Origin of the sequence: Aureimonas sp. D3 (assembly GCF_001463805.1) — a bacterium.
GTDB lineage: Bacteria > Pseudomonadota > Alphaproteobacteria > Rhizobiales > Rhizobiaceae > Aureimonas > Aureimonas ureilytica_A.
The window spans coordinates 1-16453 of record NZ_BBWM01000069.1; the positions used below are offsets into that span (position 1 = coordinate 1).

Annotated in this window: 15 protein-coding genes and 1 pseudogene; 12 read left to right on the top strand and 4 right to left on the bottom strand. The window is 66.1% G+C overall.

Going from position 1 to position 16453, the window contains the following annotated elements; translation table 11 throughout:
• From AUL36_RS20825 to AUL36_RS25030, 3 genes and pseudogenes are all read left to right on the top strand, one after another.
• Positions 1 to 204, top strand: a 204-nt coding sequence (locus AUL36_RS20825) for a YeeE/YedE family protein (protein WP_156418512.1), incomplete at its 5' end; no start/stop codon positions are given.
• A gap of 3 nt (positions 205 to 207) precedes the next feature.
• Positions 208 to 666, top strand: coding sequence for a YeeE/YedE family protein (locus tag AUL36_RS20830; RefSeq protein WP_062223894.1), 459 nt, complete (start codon positions 208 to 210; stop codon positions 664 to 666).
• 14 nt (positions 667 to 680) lie between these two features.
• Positions 681 to 865: pseudogene (locus tag AUL36_RS25030) on the top strand (hypothetical protein); the annotation flags it as partial.
• Positions 866 to 1137: 272 nt separating this feature from the next.
• Here the strand turns inward: AUL36_RS25030 and AUL36_RS20840 are convergent.
• A complete protein-coding gene (locus AUL36_RS20840; RefSeq protein WP_082655984.1) occupies positions 1138 to 1701 on the bottom strand; it encodes a cytochrome b in 564 nt (187 codons plus the stop codon).
• A 99-nt stretch (positions 1702 to 1800) separates the two neighbouring features.
• On the opposite strand from AUL36_RS20840, the gene AUL36_RS20845 reads away from it, so the two are divergent.
• Positions 1801 to 2229, top strand: a complete 429-nt coding sequence (locus AUL36_RS20845) for a plastocyanin/azurin family copper-binding protein (RefSeq protein WP_062223901.1) — start codon at positions 1801 to 1803, stop codon at positions 2227 to 2229.
• 258 nt (positions 2230 to 2487) lie between these two features.
• Here AUL36_RS20845 and katG read toward each other — a convergent pair whose 3' ends face one another.
• Positions 2488 to 4809 (bottom strand): catalase/peroxidase HPI, encoded by a 2322-nt coding sequence (gene katG, locus AUL36_RS20850; protein ID WP_062223903.1) that lies wholly within the window; start codon positions 4807 to 4809, stop codon positions 2488 to 2490.
• Positions 4810 to 5577: 768 nt separating this feature from the next.
• Between katG and AUL36_RS20855 the strand changes: the two genes are divergently transcribed.
• The 6 genes from AUL36_RS20855 to AUL36_RS20880 all read left to right on the top strand — a co-directional run bounded on the left by AUL36_RS20855 (position 5578) and on the right by AUL36_RS20880 (position 12002).
• Positions 5578 to 6564, top strand: a complete 987-nt coding sequence (locus AUL36_RS20855; protein WP_058598533.1) for a sugar phosphate isomerase/epimerase family protein — start codon at positions 5578 to 5580, stop codon at positions 6562 to 6564.
• A 64-nt stretch (positions 6565 to 6628) separates the two neighbouring features.
• Positions 6629 to 7684 carry a sugar ABC transporter substrate-binding protein gene (locus AUL36_RS20860; protein WP_058598532.1) on the top strand — a complete coding sequence of 352 codons (1056 nt, stop codon included), beginning with the start codon at positions 6629 to 6631 and terminating at the stop codon, positions 7682 to 7684.
• Positions 7685 to 7748: 64 nt separating this feature from the next.
• Positions 7749 to 9284: a sugar ABC transporter ATP-binding protein gene (locus tag AUL36_RS20865; RefSeq protein WP_062223906.1), complete on the top strand. Its 1536-nt coding sequence runs from the start codon at positions 7749 to 7751 to the stop codon at positions 9282 to 9284.
• 5 nt (positions 9285 to 9289) lie between these two features.
• Positions 9290 to 10264, top strand: a complete 975-nt coding sequence (locus AUL36_RS20870) for an ABC transporter permease (RefSeq protein ID WP_058635030.1) — start codon at positions 9290 to 9292, stop codon at positions 10262 to 10264.
• Positions 10261 to 11130 carry a MurR/RpiR family transcriptional regulator gene (locus tag AUL36_RS20875; RefSeq protein ID WP_058598529.1) on the top strand — a complete coding sequence of 290 codons (870 nt, stop codon included), beginning with the start codon at positions 10261 to 10263 and terminating at the stop codon, positions 11128 to 11130. Before AUL36_RS20870 ends, AUL36_RS20875 begins: the two co-directional genes overlap by 4 nt.
• Positions 11127 to 12002 (top strand): ribokinase, encoded by an 876-nt coding sequence (locus tag AUL36_RS20880; protein WP_062223908.1) that lies wholly within the window; start codon positions 11127 to 11129, stop codon positions 12000 to 12002. The genes AUL36_RS20875 and AUL36_RS20880 overlap by 4 nt, the downstream gene beginning before the upstream one ends.
• 273 nt (positions 12003 to 12275) lie before the next feature.
• Here the strand turns inward: AUL36_RS20880 and AUL36_RS20885 are convergent, their stop codons facing one another.
• Positions 12276 to 12977 carry a GntR family transcriptional regulator gene (locus tag AUL36_RS20885; RefSeq protein WP_210168879.1) on the bottom strand — a complete coding sequence of 234 codons (702 nt, stop codon included), beginning with the start codon at positions 12975 to 12977 and terminating at the stop codon, positions 12276 to 12278.
• Positions 12978 to 13302: 325 nt separating this feature from the next.
• Between AUL36_RS20885 and AUL36_RS20890 the strand changes: the two genes are divergently transcribed.
• Positions 13303 to 14169 carry an isocitrate lyase/PEP mutase family protein gene (locus AUL36_RS20890; protein WP_062223912.1) on the top strand — a complete coding sequence of 289 codons (867 nt, stop codon included), beginning with the start codon at positions 13303 to 13305 and terminating at the stop codon, positions 14167 to 14169.
• Positions 14166 to 15155 carry a C-terminal binding protein gene (locus AUL36_RS20895; protein WP_062223914.1) on the top strand — a complete coding sequence of 330 codons (990 nt, stop codon included), beginning with the start codon at positions 14166 to 14168 and terminating at the stop codon, positions 15153 to 15155. The genes AUL36_RS20890 and AUL36_RS20895 overlap by 4 nt, the downstream gene beginning before the upstream one ends.
• 131 nt (positions 15156 to 15286) lie before the next feature.
• Here AUL36_RS20895 and AUL36_RS20900 read toward each other — a convergent pair whose 3' ends face one another.
• A complete protein-coding gene (locus tag AUL36_RS20900) occupies positions 15287 to 16120 on the bottom strand; it encodes a transporter substrate-binding domain-containing protein (protein WP_082655986.1) in 834 nt (277 codons plus the stop codon).
• Between the last annotated feature and the right edge of the window lie 333 nt (positions 16121 to 16453).

Sequence of the window (16453 nt, forward strand, 5' to 3'; positions counted from 1 at the left end):
GTGCAGGTGGGGAAGACGCTTCCCGTCGTCGCGCTCGCCGGCCTCCTCGTCGGCTTCGGCACCCGCCTCGGCTCGGGCTGCACCAGCGGTCACGGCGTCTGCGGTATCGGTCGCGGGTCGGGCCGCTCGATCGCCGCGACGCTGACGTTCATGGCGAGCGCTGCCGCCACCGTCTTCATCGTCCGCCACGTCCTCGGAGCCTGACCCATGGCCCGCATTTTTCTCGCCCTCCTGTCCGGCCTCGTCTTCGGCGTCGGGCTTGTCGTCTCGCAGATGGTCGTCCCGGAGAAGGTCCTCGGCTTCCTCGATGTGTTCGGGACCTGGGACCCGAGCTTGGCCTTCGTGATGGGCGGCGCGATCCTCGTTTCCGCACCCGCCTTCGCTCTTGCCCGGCGCATGGGACGACCGCTGGCCGCCCCGCGCTTCGAGATCCCGACGCGCCGCGACATCGACACCCGGCTTCTGTCCGGCGCCGCGATCTTCGGCCTCGGCTGGGGACTCGTCGGCCTGTGTCCCGGTCCCGCGCTCGCCGCGATCGGACTGGTCCCGACACCTGCGCTCGTCTTCGTCGCGGCGATGGTCGTCGGGATGCTCCTGTTCCGCCTGACGCTGGATCGCGGCAACGCGACCCCGTCGGTCAGGGCAGCACAGGAGGCGGATGCCTAACCGCCGCTCCCGTCATGCTAACGGCCTCGACGAGTTCGGGCGGCCTCGTCCTTGGTCTGTTCGGCGGCGGCTCGACACTCGCGGTCCCGCCCCTCGTCTACATCGTCGGCATCACCTCGCCCATGTGGCGATCGGAACCAGCGCGGTAGCCGTCGCCACCAGCGCGCTCGGCAACCTCGTGCTCCATACAAAAGCTGGCTGAGTGAAGTGGCGCTGCGCCACCATCTTCGCGATCGCCGGGGTCGCGGGTTGCGCCTGCACCTGGGCGAGCGCGGAAAGGGCTGTGCCGGACAGGGCGCCCAGAAAAAGGGAGGCTGTCGGGAGCGTCGTGCGCATAAGGTTGTCTTGCTGGACGAGAGACAACCACGAGCCGGCGAGCAACGAACGGGTTGCGGTTATACGAAAGCGTATAGGATGTCTCTGCCGGGCGTTCCCGAGCGATGCGGCTCACGCTCGGCTCCACCTCGTTCATCACCAGATCCGCATGCGGTTCAGGAGGCCGTCGCGCCGGATGAACTGGTGATTCAGGGCGCCGGCGATGTGCAAGGCGGTGAGCGTAAGGATCGCCCAGCCGATCGCTCCGTGAAGCTCGAAGAGCTGGTCGCTCCGATCCTCGTTCATGGCCACGAGATCGGGCAGCGCTAGCCCGAAGAAGCGGATCGTATCGCCCGACAGCGCCGAGGCGTACCAGCCGACAACAGGCATGGCGACGAGGAGCGTATAGAGCGCGGCCTGCACCAGCGTCGCCAGACGCATCTCCCAACGCGGCGTGTCGCCGGGCAACGGCTCGATCGGGTGGGTCAGGCGCCAGACGATGCGCGCGGCGACAACGAGCAGGATCAGGAGGCCGAAGGATTGGTGCAGGGCGACGAGTGACGCGCTGGTGTCGCTGGGACCCAGCGCATCGAAGGTCCAGGCTAGCCCGAACATAACGACGAGAAGACCGGCCGTCAGCCAATGCAGCAGACGCGTGGGGAGAGGGAGCGGACGCGGCCGTCCGGCGCTGGAACGATCGCTGCGATAAGTTACAGACACGTATAGTTCCCCGAGTTGTCAATCAATATCCACTCCTACAATACTCTCCCTACGAAGATCGGCGCAAATACACCGAGCCTTCAAAATCGGAGTACGAAAATGAATTTTGCGAAGCTTGCTACAACTGCCGCCGTCCTCGCCTTGCTCGGTCCCGTCTCAGCCTTCGCCGCCGAGACGGTCTCAGTGCAACTCTTGGGCGAGCGTGGTGGCCAGATGGCGATCAAGCTCGACAAGACCGAGGTGCCGGCGGGCGAGGTGACGTTCCAGGTCGCCAACGTCGCGGCCAACACACCGCACGAGATGGTCGTGATCAAGCTCGACAAGCCAGGCGAAACTCTGAAGGTCGATCCCGCCAAGAACCGCGTCGACGAGAAGTCGCTGATGAGCATGGGCGAGGTGTCCGACCTCAAGGCAGGCCAGTCCGGCAAGCTCACGGTCAAGCTGAAGCCCGGTTCCTACGAGCTGATCTGCAACATCAAGGGTCACGTCGCAGCCGGCATGGTCGCCATGTTCACCGTCAAGGGCTGACCGCGGCTCGCCGCCTCGGGGAGAACGCCAACCCTTTCCTCGGGACGGCGGCCCATCTGCCTTTCCGTATGCCCCCCGGGGCAGGAGCGAAAGAAGGCCGGGACCTTGGCGGGTCCCGGCCTTCTGTCACTGGACGCTTGAGGCCCCGACGCCTGCAGCGCCGGTGTTCCGGTCAGGCGTGGCGTGCAGGCCACCGCGAGCATCCAGGCGCCATTCGGGCGAAGGGGCAGCTAGCGTGCGCCTGCTGCCCCCGCGTCATCAGGCGGCCATCGGTGCGTGGCGGCGGTGGCCCTTCACATCGTAGCGATCGAGCATCATGACCTTGTCCCAGACGCGCACGAAATCGTGCCGGAAACGCTCCTCCCCGTCGCGGCCCGCATAGGCATCGCAGATCGAACGGAGTTGGGCATTGGACCCGAACACGAGGTCGTTGCGTGAGGCCGTGAAACGCTGCTCACCCGTTTCGCGGTCAACCAGCGCGAATGTCATGGCCGCATCGTCGAGCTTGTGCCACTCGAGCTCCGTGCTCAGGAGGTTTTGCAGGAAGTCGGTCGAGAGCGTGCCGATACGGTCCGTGAAGATGCCCGTCTGCGAACCGTCGTGGTTGGCGCCGAGCGCGCGCAGGCCTGCCGTCAGGACCGTCCATTCGGGCGCCGTCAGCTTCATCAGATTGGCCTTGTCGAGGAACATCTCCTCCGGCGAGACGCCCCTCGCGATCTCGCCGAAGCCCTCATCGACATAGTTGCGGAAGCCGTCCGCCACCGGCTTCAGCCAGGTGAACATCTCGATATCGGTGAGATCCTGCGTGGTGTCGACGCGGCCCGGCGTGAACGGCACGCGGAGCTCGCCGCCCGCTTCGCCCGCAGCCCGTTCGACGGCGACGCAGCCACCGAGCACGATGAGGTCGGCCAGCGACACGCGCTTGCCGTCGCCGCGCTCCTCGTTGAACGCCGCCATGACGCCGCGCAGCGCCTCGACCACCGGCAGGGTGCGGCGGTTGACGGCCCAGCTCCTCTGAGGCTCAAGCGCCAGACGGCCGCCGTTCGCGCCCCCGCGTTTGTCGCTGTCGCGATAGGTGGAGGCGGCGGAGAAGGCCGTGAAGGCAAGGTCGGAGACGGAAAGCCCGGTGTCGCGGATGCGTGCCTTCAGATCGGCGATCTCGGCCTCGCCGACGAGATCGTAGTCGCGCTCGGGCAGCGGGTCCTGCCACAGGAGCCCGTCCTCGATCGTCACCTCGGGGCCGAGATATCGGTGCCGGGGGCCCATGTCGCGGTGGGTCAGCTTGTACCAGGCCTTGGAGAAGGCCTGCGTGAAAGCATCGAAATCGGCGAGGAACTTCTCGCAGACCTTGCGGTACTCGGGATCCACCTTCAACGCGATATCGGTGGTCATCATCATCAGCGGGTTCATCTGCCCCGCCACGTGGGCGTCGGGGGTCTTCGGCGCGTCAGGGTCTTCCGGCGTCCACTGGATCGAGCCGGCGGGGCTCTTCGTCTGCTTCCATTCGAAGCGGAAGAGATTCTCCAGATAGCTGTTGTCCCAGCGCGTCGGATCGGGGGTCCAGGAGCCCTCGATGCCGTTGGTCATGGTGTCCTTGCCATGGCCGGTCCCGCGCGGGTTGTGCCAGCCGAGGCCCATCGCCTCCATGGGCGCCATCTCTGGCGGGGGGCCGATCTCGCCCGTGGGTGTCATACCGTGGCTCTTGCCGAAGGCGTGACCGCCGGCAATGAGGGCCACCGTCTCCTCGTCGTTCATCGCCATGCGGGTGAAGGTGATGCGAATGTCGCGTGCCGAGCCCATCGGGTCGCCGTCGCCGTTGGAGCCCTCCGGATTGACGTAGATCAGCGCCTGATGGGAGGCGGCGAGCGGGTTCTCGAGGTCGTAGTCGGGGTCGCCGTTCTGGCCGCGCCAGCGCTTGTCGCGCGCGGTCATCTTCGAAACGTCGTCGGTCTTTTCCATGTCGAGGACTTCGGGTCCCCAGTAGGTCGCGTTGTCGGCCTCCCAGGCGTCGAGGCGCCCACCGCCGAAGCCGTAGGTCGGAAGACCCATGATCTCCAGCGCGCAATTGCCGGTCAGCACCATCAGATCGGCCCAAGACAGGGCGTTGCCGTACTTGTGCTTGATCGGCTGCAGGAGGCGGCGCGACTTGTCGGTGTTGCCGTTGTCCCACCAGGACGAGATCGGCGCGAAGCGCTGCATCCCCGTTCCCGCGCCGCCGCGCCCGTCGGCGATGCGGTAGGTGCCCGCCGCGTGCCAGGCCATGCGGACCATCTGCGGGCCGTAATTGCCGTAATCCGAGGGCCACCACGCGACGGAAGTGGTCAGAAAGGCCTTGATGTCCCGCTTCAGCTCGGCGAGGTCGATCTTGTTGAATTCGGCCGCGTAGTCGAAGTCTGGGCCGAGAGGATCGGCGGCGAGACCGTTCTGATGAAGCACCTCGACGCGCAGGCGGTGTGGGTACCAGGCCTCCAGCGTTGGCGGGCTGCCCTGGGCTCCGCCGATCCGGTCGCCGCCGAACGGGCACTTGCCCTCCATCCTGTGGGTCTCGGTGTTGGTCTTGTCGTTCGATAGGTTGTCCATGGCCGCAACCGCTCCGTCTGCCAGCGCCGCGCTCGAGAGGTTGTCGAGGTCGCAGGACGGTACCCGTCGCGACCACGTGCCAATCTCTGCAAACCGACGTCTTTAGGTGGGCATACAAATGGAGCGGACGCGGCGGACAGCAATCCGAATTGCCGAACGGTATAGAGACGGACACGCCCCGGTAGAGTTCGGCTGGGGTGGTGGGTGCGCTGCTCGTTGCGGATATCCAGGCAGGTGCCGTCCCGACGATGTCTGACATGACGGGAGATTGCGGGCGTGATGTGCGACGCGCCCGACCCGATCCTCGTCTTCTGCGAGGGCACTGCCGACCGCTCCAGTTTGGCATCCGCGATCTAAGACCTGGTGTCGGCTGGACAGCATGCGGACCACGCAGCTGAACAGCTCTCGCTTCGCGACATGCACTTTCCGGACCTCGGATCGCGCATAGCGGCGATGGACAACACCTCTGCGATCTTCGCCTCGAACTGGGTGCGGGCCTCGGATCAGCCCTTCCGGACCGCTTCGAACTGATGGGACCAATCGTCGCGAGCGTAGCGACGGCAGGCCCGGCCAACGCCTCTCCCCATATCGCCCCCTGCCCGGCTCCAATGCGCGCCCTGCGGCAAGGCTGGCCTTCCGGGTCGCTATCGGCAACGGAGACCATGCCCGTGCTGCCGACGCCAACCGCATCTTCTGGCGCACAAGTAGACAGATCACTTGACGAATTTTTATGAATTCGTAAAGTGGCGCCAATCCAGCGGAGCTCTTATGACCCTTTCCCGATTCGCCACCCGCCTCAATTCCTTCGGCTCCGCGCCTCACCTCTTCTGGCCGGACCTTTCGGGCAAGCCGACCTTCATGCAGATGGCTGAACGTGCTGCAACTGCGAAGGGTTTGACGGATGTCGACCTGAACTTCCCCGACCATGTGACCGATGACGCCGCGACGGTCGGCCGCCGCATCAACGATCTTGGCCTGTCGGTCAACGGTCTGGCGATGCGCTACTACACCAACCCCGCCTTCAAGCTCGGCGCCTTCACAAATCCTGATAAATCCGTGAGGCGCGAAGCCATCGACATGACGAAGCGCGGCGTCGATGCCGCGCGCGCCATGGGTGCCGACCTGATGACGCTCTGGCTCGGCCAGGACGGGTTCGACTACAATTTCCAGCTCGACTATGCCGAGGCCTGGGATCTCGAGATCGACGGCATTCGCGAGGTCGCCGAGCACGACCCGGCCTGTCAGATTTCCATCGAGTACAAGCCGGACGAGCCCCGCGCTCACGCTTTGCTGCGCGACTGCGCGACGACGCTGCTCGCGATCCAGGATGTCGGTGCGCCCAACCTCGGCGTCACGCTCGATTTCGCCCATGCGCTTTATGCCGGCGAGCAGCCCGCCTATGCCGCGCACCTCATCCATCGCCGCTCCAAGCTCCTCGGCGTCCATCTCAACGACGGCTACGCCAAGCGCGACGACGGGCTGATGGTGGGCGCGGTTCACCTGCGCTCGACGCTGGAACTGCTGCGCCAGATCCGCCGCGACGGCTATGAGGGCGCGCTCTACTTCGACACCTTCCCCGACGCCTCAGGCCTCGACCCGGTGGCGGAGTGCGAAACCAATATCGAGACCGTGCACCGGCTTCTGTCCGTTGCCGACCGCCTCGACGCCGACAACCGGCTGGGCGAGGCGCAGAGCCGTCAGGACGGCGTCGCCAGCCAGAGCATCGTCAACGCGGCACTGATCGCCTCGGCCTGACGGACGAACCGCGCGCCGGGCCGCGAGACCTGCCCGGCCAGTTTCCAACGGGAGGAACCAACCGATGACCATTTCACTGAAGGCCCTCGTGGCCGGCTGCGCCCTGTCGCTCCTCGGCACCACCGCCTTCGCGCAGACGCTCGCCCCCCTCAACTCCGACACCGAGACCAACCGCATCGAGTGGTCGCAGCTCGACGCCAAGTTCGGCGCGGTGCCCGCAGCCCCCTCTGGCACGCGCGTCGGCGGCGTGTCCAAGACGCTCACCAACGAATACTGGCGCTCGCTGGGCGAGGGCTATCAGGACTATGCCAAGAAGGCGGGCGTTGAGGTCGTCTATCAGGCCGCCCAGAGCGAAGGCGACCAGCTCGGCCAGCTTTCCATCGCCGAGAACTTGATCAGCCAGGGCTTCTCCGCGCTTCTCCTCTCGCCGCAGACCGACAACAACCTTCAGCCCGCGCTGGAAAGCGCCGAGGCGCAGAACATCCCGGTCGTGAACGTCAACGACGCCGTGATCCCGGGCGCCCGGCACTATGTCGGCAACGTGCAGCGCGACAACGGCGTGCGGGTGGCCCAGTGGTTCCTGAAGAACCGCCCGCAGGGCGGCAAGGTCGCGGTGATCGAAGGTCAGGCGGGCGTCTTCGCCGCCGGCCAGCGCACCAAGGGCTTCTCGGAGACCATCGCCAAGGACGGCAAGTTCACTGTGGTCGCCAGCGTTCCCGGCAACTGGGACCGCCAGGTCGCCTATGACGCGGCCTCCACGATCCTCCAGCAGAACCCCGACCTCATCGGCATCTACGCCAACAATGACGGCATGGCGCTCGGCGTGGTCGAGGCCGTGAAGGCCGCCGGCCTCAAGGACAAGGTCGTGGTCTTCGGCACGGACGGCATCTCCGACGCCTATGCCTCGATCAAGGCCGGCGATCTCACCGGCACGGTGGATTCCTTCCCCGTCCTGACCGGCGAAGTCGCGATGGAAGTCGCCCTGCGCCTCGTCGGCAAGCAGGACCTGCCGCGCGTCGTCTCCACCCCGCAGGCGCTGATCACCAAGGACAATATCGACACGTTCGCGGTGAAGGGCGATGCCCTGCGCGCTGTGCTGATGAAGCAGTCCGCCAACTGATCGCCCGATCGGGGCCGCGCCATCGCGGCCCCGACCCCTCACGACGTCTCCGGGAGGGAGCGCCATGACCACATTATCAGCTGAACGCCTGACCCTGACGGATATCAGCAAGAGTTTCGGAACATTGCGCGCGCTGGACGGCGTGTCGATGAGCGTCCGGCGCGGCTCGGTGCACGGGCTGCTCGGCGAGAACGGCGCGGGCAAGTCGACGCTCCTGCGCATCCTGTCCGGCGTGATGGATCCGACGGGCGGGACGATCTCCGTCGACGGTGTTCGCGTGACCGGTCACGGGCCGCTCGTCGCCCGGCGCGCCGGGATCGCGATGATCCACCAGGAACTCCAGCACGTTCCCGAGCTCTCCGTCGCTCAGAACATGTTTCTCGGCCGCCCCCTGCGCATGGCCGGCGGCTTTCTTGTCGACCGCCGGGCGCAGGAGCGCGCTGCGAGGCAAGCCCTCGCGCCCCTCGATGCCTCGATCGACCCGGCCGCGCCCATCCGCACCCTCAAGGTCGCCCAGCGCCAGATCGTCGAGATCGCGCGTGCGCTGATGGAGGATGCCAAGATCATCGCCATGGACGAGCCGACATCGAGCCTGACCCCGGCCGAGTTCGACCGTCTGGCCATTCTGATCCGAGACCTCTCGGCGAGCGGCGTCTCGATCATCTATGTCAGTCACAAGATGGACGAGGTGTTCCGCGTCTGCGACACGGCGACGATCCTGCGCGACGGACGCAAGGTGGCGGATGTCGCCATGGCCGAGACCACGGAAGCGGACGTCGTCTCACGCATGGTCGGGCGCGAGCTGGCCCATGCCGAGCACAAGGGCTTTGCGACCGACGACGTGGTGCTCGACGTGGAAAACCTGTCGCGCGGCGGGGCGGTGAAGGGCGCGAGCTTCCAGCTCAAGCGTGGAGAGGTGCTGGGCATTTCGGGTCTGGTCGGCGCCGGGCGCACCGAACTCCTGCGCCTCGTCGCGGGGGTCGATCGGCCGGACGCGGGATCGATCCGTGTCGAAGGTCGCTCTCTGGCGCTCGGTAATCCACGCACGGCCATCCGGGCCGGGCTCGGTCTCCTGCCCGAGGAGCGCAAGCGCGACGGCATCGTCGCGCGCCGCTCGATCCGCTCGAACATCGCGCTCTCCTCGATGAGACGCTTCTCGCGCGCCGGCTTCGTGCGCCGCCGAGCCCTCCATGCCGAGAGTCTCAAGCTGATGCAGGACATGAACCTGCGCCCGCTCGACGTCGAGCGGCCCATCGGCCAGTTCTCCGGCGGCAACCAGCAGAAGGCCATCATCGGTCGCTGGATCGCCGCGGGCGCCCGCATCCTTCTCTTCGACGAGCCGACACGCGGCATCGACGTGGGCGCCAAGGCCGAGATCTACGCCTTGATCGAGCGCCTCGCCGCCGAAGGACGATCGGTGATCGTCGTCTCCTCCGAGCTGCCCGAAATCCTGCGCGTTTCCGACCGTGTTCTGGTCATGCGCGAAGGCGCGGTTGCCGGCATCCTGGCGCGGGACGCGATCAGCGAGGAGGCGATCGTCGCCCTCGCCGTGCCGCAGTCGGCCCGCTCCTCCTCCCATTCCTCCCGTTCGGGGCAGTGACGCTCATGACCTCCACCGACAGCCTTCCCGCCGCCCCCAAGCGCGGCCTCAAGCTCGGCTTCGGCCTGCGCGACGCGGGCACCCTCATCGGACTTCTCGTCATCGTCGGCGTCTTTGCCGCGCTCAGCCCCAATTTCCTGACCGAACGCAATATCCTCAACATCCTTCAGCAGTCCTCGATCAATGCCTGCGTGGCGCTCGGCATGACGCTCGTGATCATCTCGGGCGGCATCGACCTGTCGGTCGGCCCGACCGCCGCCATCGCGGCCGTCGCCGCCGCCGCCCTGATGGTCGGCGGCGCTCCGATCGTCATCGCCATTCCCGCCGCGATCCTGTTCGGCATGGCGGCGGGCGCGGTGAACGGGGCGCTCGTCGCCTATGGCGGGCTCCAGCCCTTCATCGTCACGCTCGGCACGCTCTCGCTCTACCGGGCCTCGGCCCTGATCTATACGGGCGGCAATCCGATCTTCGGCATTCCGCCGGCGTTCCGGGCGCTCTTCAACGGCGATATCCTGGGCGTCCCGACCCCCGTGGTTCTCGTCGCCATCCTGGCGCTGATCGTCTGGGTCGTCCTCAACAAGACTCCGCTCGGCGAGTATTTCCTGGCGGTCGGTGGCAACGAAGAGGCCTCGCACATCGCCGGCGTGCCGGTCGCGATGACCAAGATCGCGGCCTATGTCATCTCCGGTGGCCTTGCCTCCATCGCCGGCCTGATCCTCGTCGGACGCCTCGGCGCAGCCGACCCGACGCTCGGCAATCTCTGGGAACTCGACGCGATCGCGGCGGCCGCGATCGGCGGTGCCTCGTTGATGGGCGGCAAGGGCTCGGTGGTCGGCACCATCCTCGGCGCCATCATCCTGGGGAGCTTGCGCAACGGGCTGACGCTTCTCAATGTCCAGGCGTTCTATCAACTCCTCGCCACCGGCCTTATCATCCTCGTCGCCATGCTGATCGACCGCGCGACCAGGGGACGGGGATGAATATGAGTTTCAGCGATCCGAGGACCATCGGTCCCCGGATCCGCATGATGATGCCGCAACTGACGCCGCTCGAAGGCCGGGTAGTCGAGATGATCCTCGGCCGCCGGGACTTCGACGAGACCACCGCCCTCAAGAGCGTGGCCGAGGATGCGGGCGTCTCGGAGGCGATGCTGGTGAAGATCGCCAAGAAGCTCGGCTTCTCCGGCTTCAAGGACTTTCGGGCCGGCATTGCCGACTATAATCGCCTGCCCACCGCCGATCTGCATCAGGAACTCTCGCCCGACGACAGCGGAGCCCAGATCGCGCAGAAGGTCTTTCGCACCTCCATCCATGCGCTGGAGGAAACGCTCTCCATCCTCGACCCCGAAGCCTTCGAGCGTGCCGCCGATCTCATCTTCGCCGCCCGGCAGCGCGACCTCTACGGGATCGGTGGCTCCGCCCAGATCGCCCGCGACGTGGCCCACAAGTTCCTGCGCATCGGCGTGCGCACCAGTGTCTTCGACGACGCGCATATGATGCTGATGTCGGCGGCGCTCCTGACGGAAGGCGATGTCGCCATCGCCTTTTCGCATTCCGGCCAGACCACGGCGGTCCTCGAACCGCTGGAACTGGCCCGCAAGCGCGGGGCGCGCACGATCGCGCTCACCAACTACGCGACATCGCCGATCGCCGAGATCGCCGACGTCGTCCTCTGCTCGACGGCGCAGGGCTCGCCGCTTCTGGGCGAGAACGCGGCCGCTCGCGTCGCCCAGCTCATCATTCTCGACGCCGTCTTCGCAGCTGTCGCCCAGCGCGACCTCAAGGCGGCGGAACGCAACCTCGCGGCCACAATGGGGGCCGTCAAAACCAAGCGACGAAACACATGAGCACTCCCGCCAAACCCGTGATCGTGGTCGTCGGCAGCTTGCACTACGACATCATGGTCGACGCGCCGGACAGGCCGCGCAAGGGCGAGACGGTGACCGGCCACGCCTGGGCGCCGAAGTTCGGCGGCAAGGGCGGCAACCAGGCTGCGAGCGCGTCCAAGGCGGGCGCCGAAGTCCGCATGGCGGGTGCCGTGGGCGACGACGAATTCGGCCGCTTCCTTCTGGCCGCTCTGGGTAACTCGGACGTCGACGCCACACGTGTCGCCACCCTGCCCGGTATCGGCTCGGGCATGAGCGTTGCCATCTCGGATTCCGAAGGCGATTACGGCGCGGTGATCGTGTCGGGCGCCAATCTGAAGATCGACACCGCTTCGCTCTCGAAGGCAGATCTCTGGAAAGACGCCAAGGCCCTGATCCTCCAGAACGAGGTGCCGGATGCCGTCAATCTTGCCGCCGCCCAAGCCGCGCGCGAAGCGGGAGCGATCGTCTGCCTCAACGCGGCCCCTTTCCGGGCACTCCCAGGCGAGCTTGCCGCGCTGGTGGACGTGCTGATCGTCAACGCGATCGAGGCCGAGGAGCTTTGCGGACGCCCCGTCACCGACCTGGCGTCTGCGACCGCCGCGGCTCAGGAGCTTGCGACACGCTTTCCCGGCGTGGTCGTCACGGCCGGAGGGGCAGGTGTCGCGGGCGTTCGGTCCGGCGATGCGCCCGTTGCGCTCGAAGCCCTACCCGTGCGTCTCGTGAGCACGCACGGAGCCGGAGACGCCTTTGTCGGCGCCCTCGTCCGCTCTCTCGCCGCCGGCGCATCCTTCGCCGAAAGTCTTTCTACAGCCAACGAAGCGGCAGCCCGGCACGTTTCCGCCCGGTCATGATGGTCGCGGACCATCGCTGCTCACGCGGCCGTGAGCGGCAGCACCGGCTGCGGTTCACGGTGTGTGGTCGAGGCGCTTAGGGTGATGACGGATTAAGGGAGCCGACCGATGGCTCGCGGTGCGCTGATGAAATCCGGGCGCTGGAGGGTCGAGAGTTCGGTTGCTGGGCTCAACCCGCTCCGACGTTTCGTCCATTCCCTACAAGCGGCCCGTCGATACCCATCGGGCTTTTCGGCACGCTCGGTGCCACCCCCTCCGCAGCAGGCCGATTTGTTAGGCGCTGCCTGCTCGCCCGCCTTCCCTCGCCTCCCGGCGTCCCTTCAACGTCGCGGCGAAGACATCCTCCGTACGGTCGATATGCGCGCCCAGGAGCTCGCAGAAGGCATCCGGCTGGTTGTCGGTCGCCATGGCCAGGAACCGCTCGTGCTCGCCGAAGGAGATCCGGCGCAGATCGTGGGCCGGCGAGGTCAGGGTCGTGCGCAGGGCCGCGATCTGGCCGGAAACGAGATCATAGGCGTCTCGGATATAGGGATTGCCCGAGTGGTTGACGAAGCATTGATGAAGGCTTGAATCGAGGCGGCCATAGGCGACGACGTCGCCATCGGCGAGCGCATCCTTCATCCGGGTGACGATCATCTGAAGGTCCTTGACCAGAGCGCTGCGCGCGTGTCCGAGCGCCAGACGGATCGCCCCCATCTCCAGCATCTTCCGAAACCGGCAAACGTCGATGACGTCCTGCGGAACGGGGTCGAAGACGAAGGTGCCGCGCTTGGGCTGAATGGATACCAGCCCCTGGAGCTGCAGCCGGATCATCGCGTCGCGAACCGGCGTGCGGCTGACACCGAGGCTCTCGGCGAGGCGCTCCTCCGAGATCTGTTCGCCCAAGGCGAAATCTCCGTCGATGATGGCTTGGCGCACACGCTCCACCACGAGCTGGGCGAGCAGTTTCGGCTGCTTGATCTTCAAGGATTTCAAAAGAGGAGCCCACCTGCCCGGAGCCACGCGATGCCGAACGTTCCCATGTATGCAGAACACGGCGACCGCTACCACCACGGTGCCGGGCGATCAACGCGTCATGCCGATGCGCCGTTGACGTGGCAGCCTTTGCCTGACACACAATGATGTATACCGTACACTAATGTGAATGGTCCGCAGCGCTCAGTGCTGCCATCGAAAAGGGGAGCTCCGCGGATGGAGCCGAACGACATCCGGCACGGGCCGCACCTCGAAACGTGGCGCCATCACGGCTTCGGGCCGAGGGCGTCGGTTCACCTCAAGTTTGAAACGAGCTAAGGGCGCCATGTCGCAAGCCGCACATCTTCGCAAACTCCTGGAATCCGGCCGGATCGTCGCCGCGCCCGGTGCCCCGGACAGCATCACGGCTCGCCTCGTCGAGAGAGCGGGCTTTCCGGCGGTCTACATGACCGGCTTCGGCGCCACGGCGAGCCGGCTGGGCACACCTGACATCGGGCTTCTCACCCAGACCGAGATGACCGAACATGCCCGCAACATGGTGCGCGTGACCTCGATCCCGGTGATCGCCGATGCCGACACGGGCTATGGCGGCCCGTCCAACATCCATCGCACCGTTCTCGAATACATGCAGGCCGGTGTCGCCGCGATCCATCTGGAGGATCAGGTCGCCCCCAAGCGCTGCGGGCAGCAGGCCGGTATCCGGCTCATGAGCGTCGAGGAAAGCGCGGCGCGGCTGCGTTGCGCGATCGAAGCACGCGGCGCGGGCGATCTCGTCATCATCGGCCGCACAGACGCGATCGGCGCCTTCGGCCCCGAGGAGGCGATCCGCCGCGCCCATGCCTACCAGAACGCCGGCGTCGACCTCGTCTTCGTGGACGGCATCAAGAAGATTGCCGAGGTCGAGGCGGTCGCCAAGGCGGTGAAGGGTCCGAAGGTCGTCTCTATCGTGGACGGAAACGAGACGGTCGCGCTCAAGGCCACCGATCTTCAGGAAATGGGCTTCTCCGTCGTGCTTTACGCCGTCACGACGCTCTTCTCGGCCACCCGCGCCGTGGCGGACGCGCTCGACCGCCTGAAGCTGGACGGCACGCCCGCCCATGTCGGACGCCAGCACAGCTACGCCGAGTTCACCGACATCGTCGACCTGCCGTTCCATAGCGGCCTCGACGACCGATACGGAGTTGCCAAATGAAGCCCAAGATCGTCGTCACGGATTACGAGTTCTCCGATCTCGCACCGGAAATCGCGGTGGTCGAGGCGGCCGGTTTCGAACTTACGCCGCGCCAGTGTCGCAGCGAGGCCGAGCTGATCGAAGCCTGCCGGGATGCCGACGCCGTCATCAACCAGTATGCCCAGATCACCGGACGCGTCGTCGATGCCCTGGAGCGCTGCCGTGTCATCTCCCGCTACGGGATCGGGCTCAACACGATCGACGTGGAGGCCGCCACGCGGCGGGGGATCTTCATCGGCAACGTGCCCGACGGATCGCTGGAAGAAGTATCCGACCACGCCATCGCGATGATCATGGGCCTCGCTCGCGGCCTTCGCCTGCACGACGCGGCCATTCGGTCGGGGCGCTGGGACTATACGGTCGTGAAACCGCTCTATCGCCTGCGCGGCCGCACGCTCGGCCTCCTCAGCTTTGGCGCGATCCCGCAGCGCGTGGCCCGGAAGATGTCCGGCTTCGGTCTGCGCATCATCGCCTGCGACCCCTATGCCGACGCCGAAAAGGCGCGGACCGCCGGGGTCGAGATGGTGGACAAGGCGACGCTGCTTCGCGAAGCCGACATTCTCTCGGTTCATGTGCCGCTGACCCCGGAGACTCACCATGCGATCGGGCGCGCCGAGCTGGCGGCGATGAAGCCGACGGCCCTTCTCGTCAATACGGCGCGCGGCCCGGTGATCGACGAGGCCGCGCTGATCGAAGCGCTGTCTGCGGGCGGGATCGCGGGCGCGGGTCTCGACGTCTTCGAATTCGAGCCGATCGGGGCCGACCATGCCCTCGTAGCGATGCCCAACGTCATCCTGACGCCGCACGCTGCCTGGTACTCCGAGGATTCCGAGGTCGAGATCCGCTCCAAAACGGCGCAGAACGTGGTGGACGTTTTTCAGGGCCGGCACCCTACTTATCTGGCGAACCCAAAGGTGCTCGACATCGCTCGGGCCAAGGCGTCCTGACGGTACCACAAGGCCCGCAAACCACCCGCCGTCACGAGACCCATAGGGGGTGACGACGGGTTGTTTGCGGGCCGAATCTTCTTTCTTTCAACCGAAGGATGGCCATGGCGGATACCGCCATGGCCGAGCGTTCAAGGAGCCTCGAAGGGCACGCCCTCGATTGCGTCCGGGAATTTCGGAGCGTCCCGGTGCAGCCACTTCTGGTAGATTGCCGCATATTCCGGAGTTGAGATGAACCCTTTGAGGAAGGTGTTCAAGGCACCGTTCCAGTCCTTCTCGCCGAGACGCGAACCGGCACCGTTGAAAAAGACCTGAAGCTTCAGTTTCTCCTCGAAGGCACCGGGACGGGCGTTGTCCAGGCGGCCGACATAGAACTGGTTGCCGCCGACCGCATCGACCTGGCCCGACAGGAGCGCCTGGATGTTGGCGGCGTCGTCGTCGAAGCGAAGGATCTGGGTTCCGGCGGGCGCCATTTTCGTGGTCGCGGTGTCCACCACCGACGAGCGCGGCACCCCGACCTTTAGCCCGGCCAGATCGTCCATCGACTTGATCGGGCGATCCTTCGGCGCGACCAGCGCATTGTCGTTGCCGGCATAGGGGACGGAATACTGGATCGCCTTCGCCCGCTCGGCATTCATTACCAGCGTCGAAAAGAGAACGTCGACCTTGCCCGTGGTCAAAGCCGGAATGCGGTTGGCGATCGCCAGCGGCACGAATTTCGCCTCGACACCCAGGGATTTGACGAAGGCCTTCGCCACGTCGGCGTCGAAGCCCTGCTGCTGCCCGGTGGAGTCGATGAAGCCCCAAGGCGGATTGTCGCCTTGAATGCCGATCACCACCTGCTTCTGCTCGAGGGCCTCCTTGAGCGACGCGGCGTGCGCCTGAACGCCGCTCATCAGCGCCGCTGCCACGACGGCGACCGACAGGACGCGTCCGAACAGGGTCTCTTTAACTCGAATTGCCATTCGCATCCTCCCGAAGCGACTTGAAAACGCGAGGTCGGCATGGGCTTGCGCCATGCGGGACATCCACGGTCGGTGAAAGCTTGATCCGACACCGCCGCACTCCGTGTCGGGCGCATGGGTGCGAACTCGGTTTTCAGGGCATCTCGATCTTTGAACGAGCCACCACGACGACAACTAGCGTACTGTATACATGATGACTGTCAAGCTTTGCCCACCAAGAGCCCTGCTTTGTGGGCGTCTGCGCGGCCTCCTACCGGTTTCATGGACACCGAGACGGTGTTTCTGGAACTGGAGAGTGTGAAGGCATCGACGCAAGTTCAGCCGCGGGTTCAA

Excerpts from the sequence above, each read along its gene's own strand:
- AUL36_RS20830 (WP_062223894.1), top strand. The coding sequence starts at position 208 with ATGGCCCGCATTTTTCTCGCCCTCCTGTCCGGCCTCGTCTTCGGCGTC.
- AUL36_RS20845 (WP_062223901.1), top strand. The coding sequence starts at position 1,801 with ATGAATTTTGCGAAGCTTGCTACAACTGCCGCCGTCCTCGCCTTGCTC.
- katG (WP_062223903.1), bottom strand. The coding sequence starts at position 4,809 with ATGGACAACCTATCGAACGACAAGACCAACACCGAGACCCACAGGATG.
- AUL36_RS20855 (WP_058598533.1), top strand. The coding sequence starts at position 5,578 with ATGACCCTTTCCCGATTCGCCACCCGCCTCAATTCCTTCGGCTCCGCG.
- AUL36_RS20860 (WP_058598532.1), top strand. The coding sequence starts at position 6,629 with ATGACCATTTCACTGAAGGCCCTCGTGGCCGGCTGCGCCCTGTCGCTC.
- AUL36_RS20865 (WP_062223906.1), top strand. The coding sequence starts at position 7,749 with ATGACCACATTATCAGCTGAACGCCTGACCCTGACGGATATCAGCAAG.
- AUL36_RS20870 (WP_058635030.1), top strand. The coding sequence starts at position 9,290 with ATGACCTCCACCGACAGCCTTCCCGCCGCCCCCAAGCGCGGCCTCAAG.
- AUL36_RS20875 (WP_058598529.1), top strand. The coding sequence starts at position 10,261 with ATGAATATGAGTTTCAGCGATCCGAGGACCATCGGTCCCCGGATCCGC.
- AUL36_RS20880 (WP_062223908.1), top strand. The coding sequence starts at position 11,127 with ATGAGCACTCCCGCCAAACCCGTGATCGTGGTCGTCGGCAGCTTGCAC.
- AUL36_RS20890 (WP_062223912.1), top strand. The coding sequence starts at position 13,303 with ATGTCGCAAGCCGCACATCTTCGCAAACTCCTGGAATCCGGCCGGATC.
- AUL36_RS20895 (WP_062223914.1), top strand. The coding sequence starts at position 14,166 with ATGAAGCCCAAGATCGTCGTCACGGATTACGAGTTCTCCGATCTCGCA.
- AUL36_RS20900 (WP_082655986.1), bottom strand. The coding sequence starts at position 16,120 with ATGGCAATTCGAGTTAAAGAGACCCTGTTCGGACGCGTCCTGTCGGTC.